The following is a 13,891-nucleotide window of genomic DNA, read 5'->3' as shown; positions in this document are numbered from 1 at the left end:
GACGGCCGGTGGCCATCCCCCTGTCGACGGGCGGTGCTACGCGATCGAGATGAGCGGCTCGGTGAGCGTGAGACCCACCTGTGCGCCCTGGCTCGCGAAGAGCAAGAACAGCGCGAGCGCGCCGCCGATGAGACCCAGGTTCTTGTTGAAGGAGATCTGCTCGGTCTGCTTGGCCTGAGCGTCGGTCTCCTTCCAGAACGCGTGCATGAAGAAGGTCACGGGGATGAGCGTCGCGACGATGAGGAGCGCGCCAATCTCGCCGTAGAAGCCGAGCAGGATCATGAGGCCGCCGATGCCCATCGCGACGCCCGAGGCGATCACGCCGAACTTGCCGCCGGGAGCACCCTTGTACGAGGCGTACTGCGCCATGGCGTTCGCGCCGACGATGTGGCCCACCGCGGAGAGCAGGAAGATGAGCGCGACCAGGATGCGGGCGACGAGGAAGACGATGTCCATGAGGGTCCTTCGAGAGTTGATGACGAATAGTTGTTGGATTAACTAATCGTAGGGCGTGAATGATTGACGTGTCAACTGGAAGTCGGCACGGCCCGTCGCACGGCGCGTCGCGCGGCGGTTGAGCGCCGGCACGCGCGGCGCGTGCTCCCCCGCATCGCGCCTGGTCGGGGGAGCATGGAATGCGTGGCCGACCGGCCATGCGGGTCATCGGAGGGGGCATTCATGGCACGGTCGACGGAGGGCGCGCGGTTGGCGGTGCTGATCGACGCGGACAACGCGGGCGCACAGCACCTCGAGCGACTCCTGGTCGAGATCGCGAAGTACGGCACGGCCAGCGTGCGCCGCGCGTACGGCGACTGGACCTCCACGCAACTGGGCAAGTGGAAGGACGCACTGCTCGCCCACTCGGTGCAGCCCATTCAGCAATTCAGCTACACCACCGGCAAGAACGCGACGGACAGCGCGCTCATCATCGACGCGATGGACCTCCTGCACGCGGGCAACCTCGACGGGTTCTGCCTGGTGTCAAGCGACAGCGACTTCACGCGCCTGGCCGCCCGCATCCGCGAGCAAGGACTGACCGCGTACGGCTTTGGGGAGCGCAAGACGCCCAAGCCCTTCGTCGCGGCGTGCGACGCCTTCATCTACGTCGAGAACCTCGCACCGCCGGTCGCACCCGCGAAGGCCGCCACGACCGCGGCGAAGCCCGCGCTCAAGCCCGACAAGACCCTCGACCGCCTCCTCGCTGAGGCCGTCGACGTCGCCGCAGGTGACGACGGCTGGGCCAACCTGGGCACGGTCGGCAGCAACCTCTCCAAGCTCGCGCCGGACTTCGACTCCAGGACGTGGGGCTACGGAAAGCTCAAGGACCTCATGCAGGCGCACCGCGACTACGAGGTGAAGTCGCGCAGCGCCGGCGAGGGAAAGAACCCCAGCGCACACGTCAGGCACAAGTAGGGCCTGTGCGGCGTTGACGAGCGCATGACCTGGGACATCGTCGACCGCTTCGACCGGCCGGACCTCGATCCGGACCTGTGGATTCCGCACTACCTCCCGCACTGGACCACGCCCGACCGTTCGGAAGCGCGGTACCGCCTCACGGACGAGGGCCTCGAGTTGCGCATCGAGCGCGACCAGCCCGCCTGGCGACCGGCCGACGGGCCGTTCCGGGTCTCGCACGTCCAGACCGGCCATCGCGACGGCCAGCATCGCGTAGGCAGCCACCTCACCGTCGTGTCGCCGCGGCCGCCTCGCACGCTGTGGGCGCCGCGAGAGGGAGCACTCGAGGTCGTCGCGAGCGCAAGCGCCGATCCCGCGTGCATGCTCGGCATCTGGCTGCTCGGGGACGAGTCCGCAGGGCCACGAGACTCGGGCGAGATCTGCGTGGCCGAACTCTTCGGCAGCGCGGTGGGCGCGCCTCTGTCGACCGTGCGCACGGGCATCAAGGCGCACCACGACCCCCGCCTCGCGTCCGACGTCCGCGACGTGGAACTGGCGATCGACGCGAGGGCGCCGCATGTGTATGGCGCGCGCTGGGGAGCGCACGGATGCGAGGTGAGCGTGGACGGCACCGTCATCTTCGCGACCGATCAGGTGCTCGACTATCCGCTCCAGCTCATGCTGGACCTCTGGGAGTTCCCGGAGCAGGGCGCGGGCCGCGAGGCAGAGTCCTATCCCAAGACAGCTGTCGCCCACGAGGTGCGACTGCGCATGTACCGCTAGGACGTCATTCCTGGCCCTCTCGCGAGGTGTGGACGTCGTAGAGGAACACCCGTAAACTGGGTGACCAGCCTCACCATTGCGGTGGTGTGGGAAGTGAGCCTCAGGAGTTCCTGCCGAAGACAGGGCCTGGGGCTCGCTGCCGTTCTACGTCGCGCCGCCGATGAGTTCGATTGTTGCCCGTTTGTCGATGAGTCGAATCCAGCGGTCATCGCCGAGCCGATACGCGACCACGGCGCCGCACACGGCATCGGCGAGCCAGAGAGCGGGCTCTGCCGGCCCGGGCACGTGCTCGATGCGCAGGCCACCGGCGCTCAACACGCGGCCTGCCCGCATCGCATCGAAGCACAAGCGATCGCGATGGTCGTCGGAGGGTCCGCGCGACTCCATCGTGAGTGTCGCGCAGCCAACACTCTCGAGAGCCGGAGCAAACGTCTCCATGCACTTGCGCCTGCGCCTCTCGTTCCGTTCCATGACGCTTCCGGCGCGCACGACAACGAAGGCCTCCAGGTCCTCCTCGAGCGCGGCCATGAGGGTACGGCGGTGGCCAGCATCGTCGTCGGAACTCCAATGGAGCTTGCTGCCGCCCCTGCGAGGGACAGCGCGCATGGCCGCCCGCAGGTCGTCGAGGCGGTCCACGGCAACGATGACAGCGCCGAGGAGATACGTGCCCGGATCTCGCGACGCCACCGAGCCAGACTCGTCTCCCCACGCCTGGAGCATCGGCCCGCCCTTCTCGCGTCCCGATCCAGGCTATGCGCGCCCACCGACGCGCACACGGCAACGTAGCGGCGCACGGCGCCTCTCGCACCTACCGCGCCGAGAGCACTCCCTTGTTGGCGAGTTCATCGGCCCTCTCGTTGCCGGGGTCGCCCGCGTGTCCCTTGACCCAGACCCACGTGATCTGGTGGCGCTGGAGCTGCTCGTCGAGCGCCTGCCACAGCTCGACGTTCTTGACCGGCTTCTTGTCAGCGGTCTTCCACCCGTTGCGCTTCCAGCCCTTCATCCACGACTGCGCGCCGTTCTTCACGTACTGCGAGTCGACGTGCAGGGTCACGGTGCACGGCCGGTTGAGGGCCTTGAGGCCCTCGATGACCGCGGTGAGCTCCATTCGGTTGTTCGTGGTGACCAGCTCGCCGCCGAAGAGCTCGCGCTCGTGGCCGCCCGCCTTCATCCACACCCCCCAGCCGCCCGGGCCGGGATTTCCCTTGCAGGCGCCATCGGTCCACATGTGCACGTCGGTCACGGTCGCGTCTTCCACCCGGACACGGTAGCCCCTCCTCACCCATGGCATCGGCCACAATGTCTCCATGTCCCGCAAGCACGTCGCCGGCGGAGCGACGCCCGCAGTCCACGCCCTGGTCGAGGCAGGCATCGTCCACACGCTGCACCCCTATGAGCACGACCCCGCCTCCGAACTCGGCTACGGCCTCGAGGCCGCCGCGGCGCTGGGCGTGGACCCCGACCAGATGTACAAGACCCTGTGCGCATACGTCGACGGCACGCTGTCCGTGGGGGTCGTGCCCGTGAGCGGGATGCTCGACCTCAAGGCGCTCGCGCACGCGCTGGGCGGCAAGCGCGCGGAGATGGCACCCCCCGCCGACGCCGAGCGCGCCACCGGCTACGTCGTGGGAGGAATCTCGCCGCTGGGTCAGCGGCGCGCACTGCCCACCGCCATCGACGAGACCGTCGAACTGTGGGACACGGTCTATGTCAGCGGTGGCCGACGCGGCCTCGATATCGGCCTGGCCCCCGCCGACCTCATCGCGTGCACCTCCGCCGTGCTCGCCCCGATCGCGAAGGACTCCTGATGGACCTCTCCCCCACGCCGGCCGGTTGGGACTACGCGGGGGCTCTCGCCGCCGTGAAGGCCCGCGTGCATGTCGCGGAGGCCGCGAGCGGCCGGGCCGGTTCCGGTGTGCGCGTCCTGGTGGCGACCAAGACGTGGGACGCCGATGCCGCGGTAGCGGTGGTCCGCGCCGGCGGGGTCCTTGTGGGCGAAAGCAGGATGCAGGAACTCGACGCCAAGGGCGCCGAACTGACCGCCGCGGGCGCGCGCATCCACGTGATCGGACAGCTCCAGCGCAACAAGGTCGCCACCGCCGTCGAGTGGGCGCAGTGCATCCAGACGGTCGACTCGGCGCGTCTCGCCGAGCGCATCTCGCGCCTGTGCGTCGATGCCGGACGCACCATGGAGGTCATGCTGCAGGTCAACGTGTCGGGAGAGGAATCCAAGGCCGGCGTCGAGCCGGACGAGGCCCTCGCGGTCGCGTCGATGATCGCCTCGCTGCCCGCACTGACGGTCACCGGCTTCATGACGATCGGCCTGAACTCTCGAGACGAGAACGCGGTACGCGAGGGCTACGCGCGGCTCAGGGAGATTCGCGACCAGGCGCTCATCCGCTCCGAGCGGGGCACGCTCCCCCTCGCGCAGGCGTGGGAGCTGTCGATGGGCATGTCGCAGGACCTCGAGTGGGCGGTCGCCGAGGGCGCGACCATGGTGCGCGTGGGCACCGCGGTGATGGGGTCACGCACCGCGGCCTAACCGCACACTGGGCCGTGCGGATAACGGGCTCTTCGCATTCAAGGGTGTAGTAGTGGCCTGAAGCCGCCAGTCTCGAGTAGCGACCTGGCGATGTAGTGCGTCAGGTTCCGGAACCCCAGGGCCGAGCCGCGGAGGTGTTCGAGTCGGCCGTTGATCGCTTCTGTCGGGCCGTTGGATGTGCCGGGTCGGTCGAAGTAGGCGAGGATGTCGCAGGTGCGATTGTTGAGGGTCCGCCCGAGGCGGCGTAGCTCGATCAGCGCGGCGGGGACGCCGGTGCGCAGGGACTCGATCAGGTGGGCGAGGTCGGCGCGGGCGGCGGCGCGGTCGGGGTTGCGGTAGTTGGTGATGAGGCGCTGGTAGGCGGCCCAGGTGATCTCGACCTCGGTGTGGGCGTCGGTGTTGAACAAGGTCTCCAGGCGTGCCCACTGGCGGTCGGTGAGGTACTCCAGTCCGGTGTGCAGGATCCGACGGGACATGTACAGCGGGTCTCCGGCACGTCCCCGGTGGCCGTGGATGGCTTGCTGGATGCGGCGACGGCATTGGTCGAGGGCGTCGCCGGCGAGCTTGACGACGTGGAACGGGTCCATCACGGCGGTCGCGGTGGGCAGTTCCTCGGCGGCCGCGGTCTTGAACCCGCTGAAGCCGTCCATGGCGATCGACTCGATCCGCTCCCTCCAGCATCGAGGACGTTCGGCCAGCCACATCTGGAAGGTGACCTTCGACCTGCCAGGGATCATGTCGAGCAGCCGGGCCGGACCGACGCCGTCGCGTACCGGGGTGAGGTCGATGATGACCGTCACGTAGTTGCCACCGTAGCGGGTGTGTCGCCATACGTGCTCGTCGACACCGATCACCGCGACACCGTGGAACCGGGTGGGGTCGTTGATCAGCTGGCGGTGCCCTTCGGTCAGGACCGCGTCGTTCGCGGTGTGCCACGCGACCCCCAGTCCCGCCGCGATACGAGAGATGCTCAGGTGGTCCACGACGAGCGCCCTGAGCGCCCAGGCCAGGCCGCCGCGGGAGACCTTCGCCCGCGGATCGGCGGCCGCACGGAGATCGTCTGTCCAGAAACGGCCGCACGGGCTGCACCTGTAGCGGCGTACCCGGATCAACAGGGTCGTGGGCCGTCCGCCGAAGGGCTCGTGCGCGAGTCGGCGCGTGATCGTGCCGCGCGACACACCTCGCCCACCGCAGCCATGACACAGGTCGTCAACCGTGGCGGCGCGGCACTCGAGGACAGCCCGATCGGGGGCGAGATGTTGGCCGGTGACGATCAGGCCAAGAGCATCGAGGTTGCAGAAGGTCGTGAGATCGGGCGCGCCGAAGGTAGCGTGAGACAAGTCGAGGTCTTCCGGACGGTGAGTGTGAGAACTTCCATCCTGGGGGACCTCGACCCCTACCCCCGACCACTCACCGCAGCACGCACTACACCCTCATTTGCGAAGAGCCGGATAACGTGGCATCCATGATCGAGCTCGACCCGGTGCCGCTCACGTACCTTGCCGTCGGCGTCGCCACTCTGCTGGCGGCCCTGTTGCCGCGCCTGCTGCGCGCGGCACCCCTGTCCATGCCGATGCTCTTCGTCGCCGCCGGCATCGTGGTCTTCGCGCTCATCCCCGACCTGCCCGATCCCGATCCCCTCGCTCACCCCGAGGTCGCTGTTCACCTCACCGAACTGTGCGTCATCATCTCCCTCATGGGTGCCGGGCTCGCGCTCAACCGGCCGCTCGGGTGGCGGCGGTGGTCGAGCACGTGGAGGCTGCTGGGCATCACGATGCCGCTCAGCATGATCGCGGTGGGGCTGCTCGGATGGACGATGCTCGGGCTGGGCGTCGCTGCCGCCGTGCTGATCGCGGCCGTCCTGGCTCCCACCGACCCCGTGCTGGCCTCGGAGGTGCAGGTGAGCAAGCCCGCACAGGATCCCGAACACGACGACGACGAGGTCCGCTTCGCCCTCACCTCGGAGGCTGGGCTCAATGACGGCCTCGCGTTCCTGTTCACGTGGGCTGCGGTCGGCATCGCGATCGCGGGTATCGCGCCGTCGGGCTGGCTGGGGCACTGGCTCGCGGTCGACCTCGTGTGGCGCATCGCGGCTGGAGTCGGCATGGGCGCGGCCTGCGGCTGGCTGCTGGGAAGGATGCTCTTCTCGACGGCATCGGAGCGGCGCCGGATCACGGATGGCGCGCACGGCTTCATCGCGCTGGCCGCGACCTTCCTCACGTACGGGCTCACCGAGCTCGTGCACGGGTACGGCTTCATCGCCGTGTTCGTCGCGGCGCTCGTGCTGCGCTCGAACGCCCGACACCATGACTACGTCCGCGTCCTGCACGGGTTCGTCGAGCAAATCGAGCGCCTCCTCACCGTCGCGGTGCTGGTGCTCGTGGGCGGAGCGGTGAGCAGGGGTGCACTCGAGGGGATCGGCCTGATCGACATCGTCTTCGTGGCGGCCGTCCTACTGGTGGTGCGACCGCTCGCGGGATGGATCGGGCTCGCGGGAGGCGTGACGCGCCGCCGCGAACGCATGGTCATCGCGTTCTTCGGCGTGCGCGGGGTCGGGTCGCTGTTCTATCTGGCCTTCGCCCTCCAGGAGGCCAACTTCCCCGGCGGCGACCGGCTGTGGGCGGTAACGCTGCTCGCGGTGCTGGGTTCCGTGATCCTCCACGGCATCACGGCCACCCCCGCGATGAGATCCCTCGACCGACGCCATGGGCGGCTCCCCGAGGAGCCCGCACCCGCCTGACGGGTGCGGCCGAGACGACGCACGGTTGGCGTTTGCCTCGGATGCTTGCGACACTTCATGAGGAGTGCCGGTCGGGCGCGAGCTGAGGGGTCTCGACGAGGAGGTCCACCATGCCGCTGTTTCACCTGGCCATGTACTACGAGCAGGGCTCGGGCGAGGTCCCGCCTGATCTGGACCAGATCATGGCGGAGGTCGACGCACTCAACGACGACCTTCGCGACGCCGGCGCATGGGTTACCGCGGCGGGATTCGAGCCCGCTCCCCAGGCACGCGTGGTGACCGCACTCCCCGACGGCGCGGAGACCACCGACGGCCCCTACCTGGCGACCGCCGAGCACCAAGGCGGCTTCTGGCTCATCCACGCGCGCTCGATGGGCGACGCCATCATCTGGGCGGAGCGTGCCAGCCGAGCGCTGCGCCTTCCCGTCGAGGTGCGCGCATGCGCTCCCGAGAAGGAAAGTTAGGCAAGGTTTCGCTTGCTGGCGGGCGCGGCGGCGCCTGCCTACCCTGGAAGGCGTGACCAACACCCAGCCGCACCACACCTCGTTGTTTCCCGACGAGGACCGCGTCTCGCGCCGCCTCAACGCGCTGCGCGCCGGCGTGCTGGGAGCCAACGACGGCATCGTCTCGATCGCCGCACTCCTCGTGGGCGTGGTCGCCGCCAATCCCAGCCCCGCAATCATCCTCACCGCCGCGATCGCCGGCATCGCGGCCGGAGCTCTCTCGATGGGCGTGGGCGAGTACGTGTCCGTCTCGAGTCAGCGCGACGCGGAGCAGGCCCAGCTCGACCGCGAGCGCCAGTGGCACGAGCACCGGCCTGACTGGGAGCTCGACCAGCTCGCCCAGCTCCACATGGAGACCGGGATGTCGGAGGAGACGGCGCGGCGCGCCGCTATCGAGCAGACGGCCTTCGACCCGCTCGCGGCCCACGCCCGCGCTCACCTGGGCATCGACCCCGAGGCGCTCATCAACCCCTGGCACGCCGCGTTCGCCTCACTCATCGCCTTCACGCTGGGCGGCATGTTCCCGCTGCTGACGGCCGTGCTCGCGCCCGACAGCCTCAAGGTGCCGCTGACCTTCGGTGTGGTCGCGGTGGCGCTCGCGATCTCGGGACTCGTCTCCGCCCGCCTGGGACACGCGCCCCGCGCACGCGCGGTGCTGCGCAACGTGCTGGGAGGCTCGCTCGCGATGGCGATCACGTGGGGCATCGGCTCGTTCGTGGGCGTCCACGTCTAGCGTGTGAGGCCCTACGGGACGATCCTCAGCCACGAGTCAGTCGCGAAACGGTCCTCGACGGCGCGGTGGGCCGCGGCGAGTTCGTGCTCCCGGACGGCGCCGGGCACCGTCGCGTACCGCGACGCGAAGTGGTCGAGGAATGCCTCGATAATGTCCGCGCGCGACATGCCGGTCTGGCTGCGCAAGGGGTCGACCCTCTTGTTCGCGCTCTTGGTGCCCTTGTCCGACAGCTTCTCGCGGCCGATCCTGAGCACCTCGAGCATCGCGTCGGCGTCGATGTCGTAGGCCATGGTCACGTGGTGGAGCACGGCGCCCGCGGAGTAGCGCTTCTGCGCCGCGCCCGCGATCTTCCCCGCGGGAGACGCGATGTCGTTGAGCGGAACGTAGGTCGCCTCGATACCCACCGACCTCAGCGCGCCGAGCACCCAGTCGTCGAGGAACGCGTAGGACTGCTCGAAGCTCAGCCCCTCGACCAGCGACGTGGGCACGTAGAGCGAGTACGTGATGGTGTTGCCCGGCTGGATGAACATCGCGCCGCCGCCGGACACGCGCCGCACCACGGTGACGTCATGGCGCGCGGCACCCTCGGCATCGACCTCGTTGCGCAGCGACTGGAAGGACCCGATCACCACCGCGTTGCGCTCCCACTCCCAGATGCGCAGCGTAGGTCCGCGCGTGCCCGCCGCGACCTCGCGCGCCAGGACGTCGTCGATCGCCATCTGCAGGTGCGGGTCACGCGGGGAGTCGTGAATGGTCTCGAACGTGTGGTCGTGCCAGCTGGTCGCGTGCCCGAGCGCGCGACGCACCGCGATCGCGACCGCCTCCGGGCTGAAGCCGATGAACTGCGCGCCGCTCGCCGCACGCGTGACGGCGGCGGTCATCTGCGACACGGTCGCATGCGCGGACAGCCCCGCGAGCGCCCGCGAGATGTCGCCGATCGCCTCCGCGGGCTCGAGGAAGAAGTCCCCCGAGATCACCACCGTGTCGAGCGTCTCGCCCGTGTGATCGAGCTCGACATCCGCGACCACGAGCTTGCCGCCAGGAACCTTGTACTCACCGTGCATGCCACCTATCCTCCCCCGCCCCGGCGGGCGCGAGGACCACGGTGACCCCGGCATCGTCCCTCCTGGGGACGATGCCGGTCGCAGGTGCGGCGGGCGGCTACACCGCCGGGGTCACCTCGGCCTTCAGGAGGCCGTAGAGCAGCGCGTCGGTGAGGGCCTCCCACGAGGCCTCGATGACGTTGGGGCCCACGCCGACCGTGCGCCACTGGGCGCCGGTCACGGTGTCGACCGTGGTGATCAGCACGCGCGTGACCGCGTCCGTGCCGTGTGCGGCGTCCATGATGCGCACCTTGAAGTCGGTGAGGTCGAAGCGGTCGATCTCGGGGTACGCGGCCACCAGCGCGGCACGCAGGCCGTGGTCGATCGCGTTGACCGGGCCGTTGCCCTCACCGACCGTGACGTAGCGGCGCCCGCCCGCACGCAGCTTGACGATCGCCTCGGCGTCGGCCTCGTTGGGGTTTCCCGGTGCCGAGGACACGAGCACGCGCCACGTCTCGACGTCCCAGTACCGAGGCGACTGACCCATCTCACCGCGCAGCAGTAGCTCGAACGAGGCATCGGCCGCGTCGAACGTGTAGCCCATGGCCTCGGCATTCTTGACGCGCTCCATGACGCGCTTGAGGACCTCGGGCTGGCCCTCCAGGTCGATTCCGAGCTCCTTGCCCTTGAGCTCGATCGAGGCACGCCCCGCCATCTCGGACACCAGCATGCGCATGTCGTTGCCCACGAGCTCGGGCTGGGTGTGCTGGTAGAGGTCGGGATCGACCTTGATCGCGCTCGCGTGAAGGCCCGCCTTGTGAGCGAAGGCCGATGCCCCGACGTACGGCTGCCGCGCGAAGGGCGCGATATTGGTGATCTCGGAGATCGCGTGCGAGATGCGCGTCGCGTCGCTCAGTCCGTCGCCCTTGAGCGCGGACACCCCACGCTTGATCTCGAGGTTGGCCGCGACCGCGATCAGGTCCGCGTTGCCCGTGCGCTCGCCGTAGCCGTTGACGCAGCCCTGGACGTGCGTGACGCCCGCGGCAACCGCTGCCATCGAGTTCGCGACGGCGCAGCCGGAGTCGTTGTGCGCGTGCATGCCCAGCTGCGCAGTGGTGCGCGCGCGGACCGCCGTGACGATCCGCGTGACGTCGTCGGGGAGCATCCCGCCGTTCGTGTCGCACAACACCAGCGACGATGCCCCGGCGTGCTCTCCCGCAAGCAGCGCCCTGATCGCGTACTCGGGGTCGTAGACGAAGCCATCGAAGAAGTGCTCTGCATCGAGCACGACGCGGCGACCCTCGCCCACGAGGAACGCGACGGTCTCCTCGATCATCGCGAGGTTCTCCTCGCCGCTGACGCGCAGGGCTCGCTCCGCGTGGCGGATGTCGGTCTTTGCGACCAGCGTGATGATGGGGGCCTCGGAGTCGAGCAGCGCGCGCACCTGCGGGTCAGATGCCGCCGTGCTGCCGGCGCGCCGCGTCATCCCGAACGCCGCGAACTGCGCGTGCCGGAAGCTCAGCTCCTTGGCGACCAGCCCGAAGAACTCGGTGTCCTTGGGCACCGCGCCGGGCCAGCCACCCTCGATCACTCCCACGCCGAGCTCGTCGAGCAGCGGCGCGATCGCCATCTTGTCGGCGACCGAGAGGTTCATGCCCTCTTGCTGCGCGCCGTCGCGCAGGGTCGTGTCGTAGATCTCGACCGTGAGATCCGCCATGGTGTGCTCCTCGTGTCCGGCATGGTGACGCGGCGACTGCGCCGCCCCAACAAAAAAGCCTCCCAGGGGTACGGGAGGCTGCGCGTCGGGGTACTCCCGACGCGCTACAGAATGATGATCGCGGTAGGCATCGCGTTCATTGTGGCACAGGTCGCGCGCGTTGTGCCGCAGTGGTGCGTGACCGAGCGGTGGTGCGTGCCCGAGCGGTGGTGCGTGCACAAGCAGTGGCGAGCCCGCGACCGTCCGGCATCCTGGAAGCCGTCCAGCATCCCTGGACCGTGCGGATGTCACACATGTGGTGCCGGGTGTGGCGTGATCCGTGCGTGGTTGCGGGTTACCTGTCGTGAGGTGTGTGACTTGTGGATGCGGGGCTGGTGCGCGGGTGATGTTTGGGTGGTGTGGGGGTATGCGAAAGACCCCCCACGGTGTGGGGGGTCTTTCGAAGGTATGTCCTGACTCGTGCCACTTTCTGCTGATCGGTGGTTTGCGCGAGCATTCGCCCTGGTAGTTGAGTTTCGGGGTTCGTGATTGACACACCCCGCTTGGCGGTACGGTCGGGGATGTGGTGTTCGTGCGCAAGTCCCCGGGCCGGTCGGGGGCGGTGAAGGTCCAGATCGCGGAGCGTCGCGCTGGCCGTGATGTGGTGCTCGAGCACGTCGGCACGGCCCATGATGATGCCGAACTCGCGGCGCTGATGGAGGTCGCGCGCGGCAAGCTCTACCCCGGCCAAGGGGAGCTCACGCTCGACGGCGTCGCGCCGCGGACCGTGGAAGGTGAGCCGACGACGGTGGACATCACGTCGAAGTCGAACGCGGTGTTGTGGCAGGTACTTCAGGCCGCGTACACGGATCTGGGCTTCGATGTCGTCGATGACGACGCGTTTGAGCAGCTCGTGCTGGCGCGGCTGATCGAGCCGACGTCGAAGGCCGACTCGCTGCGCGTTTTGCGCGAGCTCGGGATCGCTCATGCGTCGCTGCGGACCATGTTCCGCTCCCTGGAACGCGCTGGGGAGCGTGACTACCGGTCCCTCCTCGCCGACGCGTGCTTCGCCCACGCCGCGTCCGTGGGTGACATCAGCTTGTGCCTGTATGACGTCACGACGTTGTACTTCGAAGCCGAGGATGAGGACTCGCTGCGGAAGGTGGGCTACTCGAAGGAACGGCGGGTCGACCCGCAGGTCGTCGTCGGGCTCCTCGTCGACAGGAACGGCTTCCCGCTTGAGATCGGCTGCTTCGAGGGCAACAAGGCCGAGACGCTGACCCTGATTCCGATCGTGGACCAGTTCCGTCAACGCCACTCCCTCGAAGGGTTCGTGGTTGTCGCCGACGCCGGCATGCTGTCCGCGACCAACTTGCGCGAGCTCGATGACGCGGGACTGCATTTCATCGTCGGGTCCCGCACGACCAAGGCGCCGGTCGATCTCGAGTCGCACTTCCGTTGGCATGGCGACGCGTTTCGCGACGGGCAGGTCATCGACACCATCACGCCTCGCCACGGACGCACCAGGGCTGGCGCGTCGGATCCGATGGTCAAGGCTGAACCGATCTGGAAGTCCGAGCATGACAGTTCGTGGCGGGCGGTGTGGGCGTACTCCGGCAAGCGTGCCGTGCGCGACAACCGCACCCTGACCTTGCAGGAGGAGCGTGCACGGGACGTCGTCGCCGGCGACAAGGCCGCCCGCACGCCACGCTTCGTGAAGACCGTGAGCGGCTCCCGCAAGATCGACGAGGCGTCGCTGGCGCGCGCGCGACGCCTGGTCGGGCTCAAGGGCTACGTCACGAACATCCCTGCGACGTTGATGCCCGCGGCCGAGGTCATGTCCAGCTATCACGACCTATGGCACGTCGAGCAGTCATTCCGGATGTCCAAGACCGACCTACGCGCCCGGCCGATGTTCCACCACACGCGCGACGCGATCGAAGCGCACCTCACGATCGTGTTCGCATCCCTCGCGATCAGCCGCTACCTACACACCACGACCGGGCTGACGGTGCGCAAGATCCTCCACGCGCTGAAACCCATTCAGCAGATCACCGTCCGCATCGCCGGCCACGACCACGTCGCCCGCGACCCCATCACCAAGCCCGCCCAAGCCATCCTCGACGCCCTCGACATCACCCTGGACTGACACACCCCGGTGGCACGAGTCAGGCTGGACCGTGCGGATGTCACACATGTGGTGCCGGGTGTGGCGTGATCCGTGCGTGGTTGCGGGTTACCTGTCGTGAGGTGTGTGACTTGTGGATGCGGGGCTGGTGCGCGGGTGATGTTTGGGTGGTGTGGGGGTATGCGAAAGACCCCCCACGGGGTGGGGGGTCTTTCGAAGGTATGTGCCGCAGCGACCTACTCTCCCACACCCTGGCGGGTGCAGTACCATCGGCGCTGGGAGGCTTAGCTTCCGGGTTCGGAATGGAGCCGGGCGTTTCCCTCCCGCT

Annotated in this window: 14 protein-coding genes and 1 rRNA gene; 8 read left to right on the top strand and 7 right to left on the bottom strand. The window is 68.7% G+C overall.

The features are described from left to right. Positions 1–36: 36 nt before the first annotated feature. Complete coding sequence (locus ABEA62_RS11015) at positions 37–456, bottom strand: DoxX family protein (protein WP_286215455.1); 420 nt, start codon at positions 454–456, stop codon at positions 37–39. Between the two features lie 222 nt (positions 457–678). Here ABEA62_RS11015 and ABEA62_RS11010 point away from each other — a divergent pair, with 222 nt between their 5' ends. Beyond that, positions 679–1,413 carry an NYN domain-containing protein gene (locus tag ABEA62_RS11010; RefSeq protein WP_286215454.1) on the top strand — a complete coding sequence of 245 codons (735 nt, stop codon included), beginning with the start codon at positions 679–681 and terminating at the stop codon, positions 1,411–1,413. 24 nt (positions 1,414–1,437) lie between these two features. Next, positions 1,438–2,178 (top strand): glycoside hydrolase family 16 protein, encoded by a 741-nt coding sequence (locus tag ABEA62_RS11005; RefSeq protein WP_286215453.1) that lies wholly within the window; start codon positions 1,438–1,440, stop codon positions 2,176–2,178. 144 nt (positions 2,179–2,322) lie between these two features. Here ABEA62_RS11005 and ABEA62_RS11000 read toward each other — a convergent pair whose 3' ends face one another. Beyond that, positions 2,323–2,898 carry a hypothetical protein gene (locus tag ABEA62_RS11000; RefSeq protein WP_286215452.1) on the bottom strand — a complete coding sequence of 192 codons (576 nt, stop codon included), beginning with the start codon at positions 2,896–2,898 and terminating at the stop codon, positions 2,323–2,325. Positions 2,899–2,986: 88 nt separating this feature from the next. Further along, positions 2,987–3,406 (bottom strand): ribonuclease HI, encoded by a 420-nt coding sequence (gene rnhA, locus ABEA62_RS10995; RefSeq protein WP_425558035.1) that lies wholly within the window; start codon positions 3,404–3,406, stop codon positions 2,987–2,989. Between the two features lie 79 nt (positions 3,407–3,485). Between rnhA and ybaK the strand changes: the two genes are divergently transcribed. Together ybaK and ABEA62_RS10985 are read left to right on the top strand one after the other, a co-directional pair. After that, positions 3,486–3,986 (top strand): Cys-tRNA(Pro) deacylase, encoded by a 501-nt coding sequence (ybaK, locus tag ABEA62_RS10990; RefSeq protein ID WP_345380119.1) that lies wholly within the window; start codon positions 3,486–3,488, stop codon positions 3,984–3,986. Further along, positions 3,986–4,720 (top strand): YggS family pyridoxal phosphate-dependent enzyme, encoded by a 735-nt coding sequence (locus tag ABEA62_RS10985; RefSeq protein ID WP_286215451.1) that lies wholly within the window; start codon positions 3,986–3,988, stop codon positions 4,718–4,720. The genes ybaK and ABEA62_RS10985 overlap by 1 nt, the downstream gene beginning before the upstream one ends. Before the next feature lie 38 nt (positions 4,721–4,758). Here ABEA62_RS10985 and ABEA62_RS10980 read toward each other — a convergent pair whose 3' ends face one another. Then, entirely contained in the window at positions 4,759–6,060 is a 1,302-nt protein-coding gene (locus tag ABEA62_RS10980; RefSeq protein ID WP_345380116.1) for an ISL3 family transposase, read from the bottom strand. Positions 6,061–6,185: 125 nt separating this feature from the next. On the opposite strand from ABEA62_RS10980, the gene ABEA62_RS10975 reads away from it, so the two are divergent. The 3 genes from ABEA62_RS10975 to ABEA62_RS10965 all read left to right on the top strand — a co-directional run bounded on the left by ABEA62_RS10975 (position 6,186) and on the right by ABEA62_RS10965 (position 8,696). Continuing rightward, on the top strand, positions 6,186–7,460 hold the full coding sequence (locus ABEA62_RS10975) for a cation:proton antiporter (protein ID WP_286215450.1): 1,275 nt from the start codon (positions 6,186–6,188) through the stop codon (positions 7,458–7,460). Positions 7,461–7,570: 110 nt separating this feature from the next. Next, complete coding sequence (locus ABEA62_RS10970) at positions 7,571–7,924, top strand: YciI family protein (protein ID WP_286215449.1); 354 nt, start codon at positions 7,571–7,573, stop codon at positions 7,922–7,924. Between the two features lie 52 nt (positions 7,925–7,976). After that, positions 7,977–8,696: a VIT1/CCC1 transporter family protein gene (locus tag ABEA62_RS10965; RefSeq protein ID WP_286215448.1), complete on the top strand. Its 720-nt coding sequence runs from the start codon at positions 7,977–7,979 to the stop codon at positions 8,694–8,696. Positions 8,697–8,707: 11 nt separating this feature from the next. Here ABEA62_RS10965 and lplAB read toward each other — a convergent pair whose 3' ends face one another. Next, entirely contained in the window at positions 8,708–9,760 is a 1,053-nt protein-coding gene (gene lplAB / locus ABEA62_RS10960) for a lipoate-protein ligase LplAB (protein ID WP_286215447.1), read from the bottom strand. Between the two features lie 97 nt (positions 9,761–9,857). Beyond that, entirely contained in the window at positions 9,858–11,456 is a 1,599-nt protein-coding gene (gene cimA, locus ABEA62_RS10955; protein WP_286215446.1) for a citramalate synthase, read from the bottom strand. A 562-nt stretch (positions 11,457–12,018) separates the two neighbouring features. Here cimA and ABEA62_RS10950 point away from each other — a divergent pair. Then, entirely contained in the window at positions 12,019–13,584 is a 1,566-nt protein-coding gene (locus ABEA62_RS10950) for an IS1634 family transposase (protein WP_286215445.1), read from the top strand. Positions 13,585–13,786: 202 nt separating this feature from the next. Here the strand turns inward: ABEA62_RS10950 and rrf are convergent. Next, positions 13,787–13,891: ribosomal RNA gene (rrf, locus tag ABEA62_RS10945) — 5S ribosomal RNA — on the bottom strand; the annotation flags it as partial.

Origin of the sequence: Demequina sediminis (assembly GCF_039545075.1) — a bacterium.
Taxonomy (GTDB): Bacteria; Actinomycetota; Actinomycetes; order Actinomycetales; family Demequinaceae; genus Demequina; species Demequina sediminis.
This window is presented reverse-complemented; position numbering and strand designations above follow the sequence as displayed.

Excerpts from the sequence above, each read along its gene's own strand:
- ABEA62_RS10975 (WP_286215450.1), top strand. The coding sequence starts at position 6,186 with ATGATCGAGCTCGACCCGGTGCCGCTCACGTACCTTGCCGTCGGCGTC.
- rnhA (WP_425558035.1), bottom strand. The coding sequence starts at position 3,406 with ATGTGGACCGATGGCGCCTGCAAGGGAAATCCCGGCCCGGGCGGCTGG.
- ABEA62_RS11015 (WP_286215455.1), bottom strand. The coding sequence starts at position 456 with ATGGACATCGTCTTCCTCGTCGCCCGCATCCTGGTCGCGCTCATCTTC.
- ABEA62_RS10970 (WP_286215449.1), top strand. The coding sequence starts at position 7,571 with ATGCCGCTGTTTCACCTGGCCATGTACTACGAGCAGGGCTCGGGCGAG.
- ABEA62_RS11010 (WP_286215454.1), top strand. The coding sequence starts at position 679 with ATGGCACGGTCGACGGAGGGCGCGCGGTTGGCGGTGCTGATCGACGCG.
- lplAB (WP_286215447.1), bottom strand. The coding sequence starts at position 9,760 with ATGCACGGTGAGTACAAGGTTCCTGGCGGCAAGCTCGTGGTCGCGGAT.
- cimA (WP_286215446.1), bottom strand. The coding sequence starts at position 11,456 with ATGGCGGATCTCACGGTCGAGATCTACGACACGACCCTGCGCGACGGC.
- ABEA62_RS10985 (WP_286215451.1), top strand. The coding sequence starts at position 3,986 with ATGGACCTCTCCCCCACGCCGGCCGGTTGGGACTACGCGGGGGCTCTC.
- ABEA62_RS11005 (WP_286215453.1), top strand. The coding sequence starts at position 1,438 with ATGACCTGGGACATCGTCGACCGCTTCGACCGGCCGGACCTCGATCCG.
- ABEA62_RS11000 (WP_286215452.1), bottom strand. The coding sequence starts at position 2,898 with ATGCTCCAGGCGTGGGGAGACGAGTCTGGCTCGGTGGCGTCGCGAGAT.
- ybaK (WP_345380119.1), top strand. The coding sequence starts at position 3,486 with ATGTCCCGCAAGCACGTCGCCGGCGGAGCGACGCCCGCAGTCCACGCC.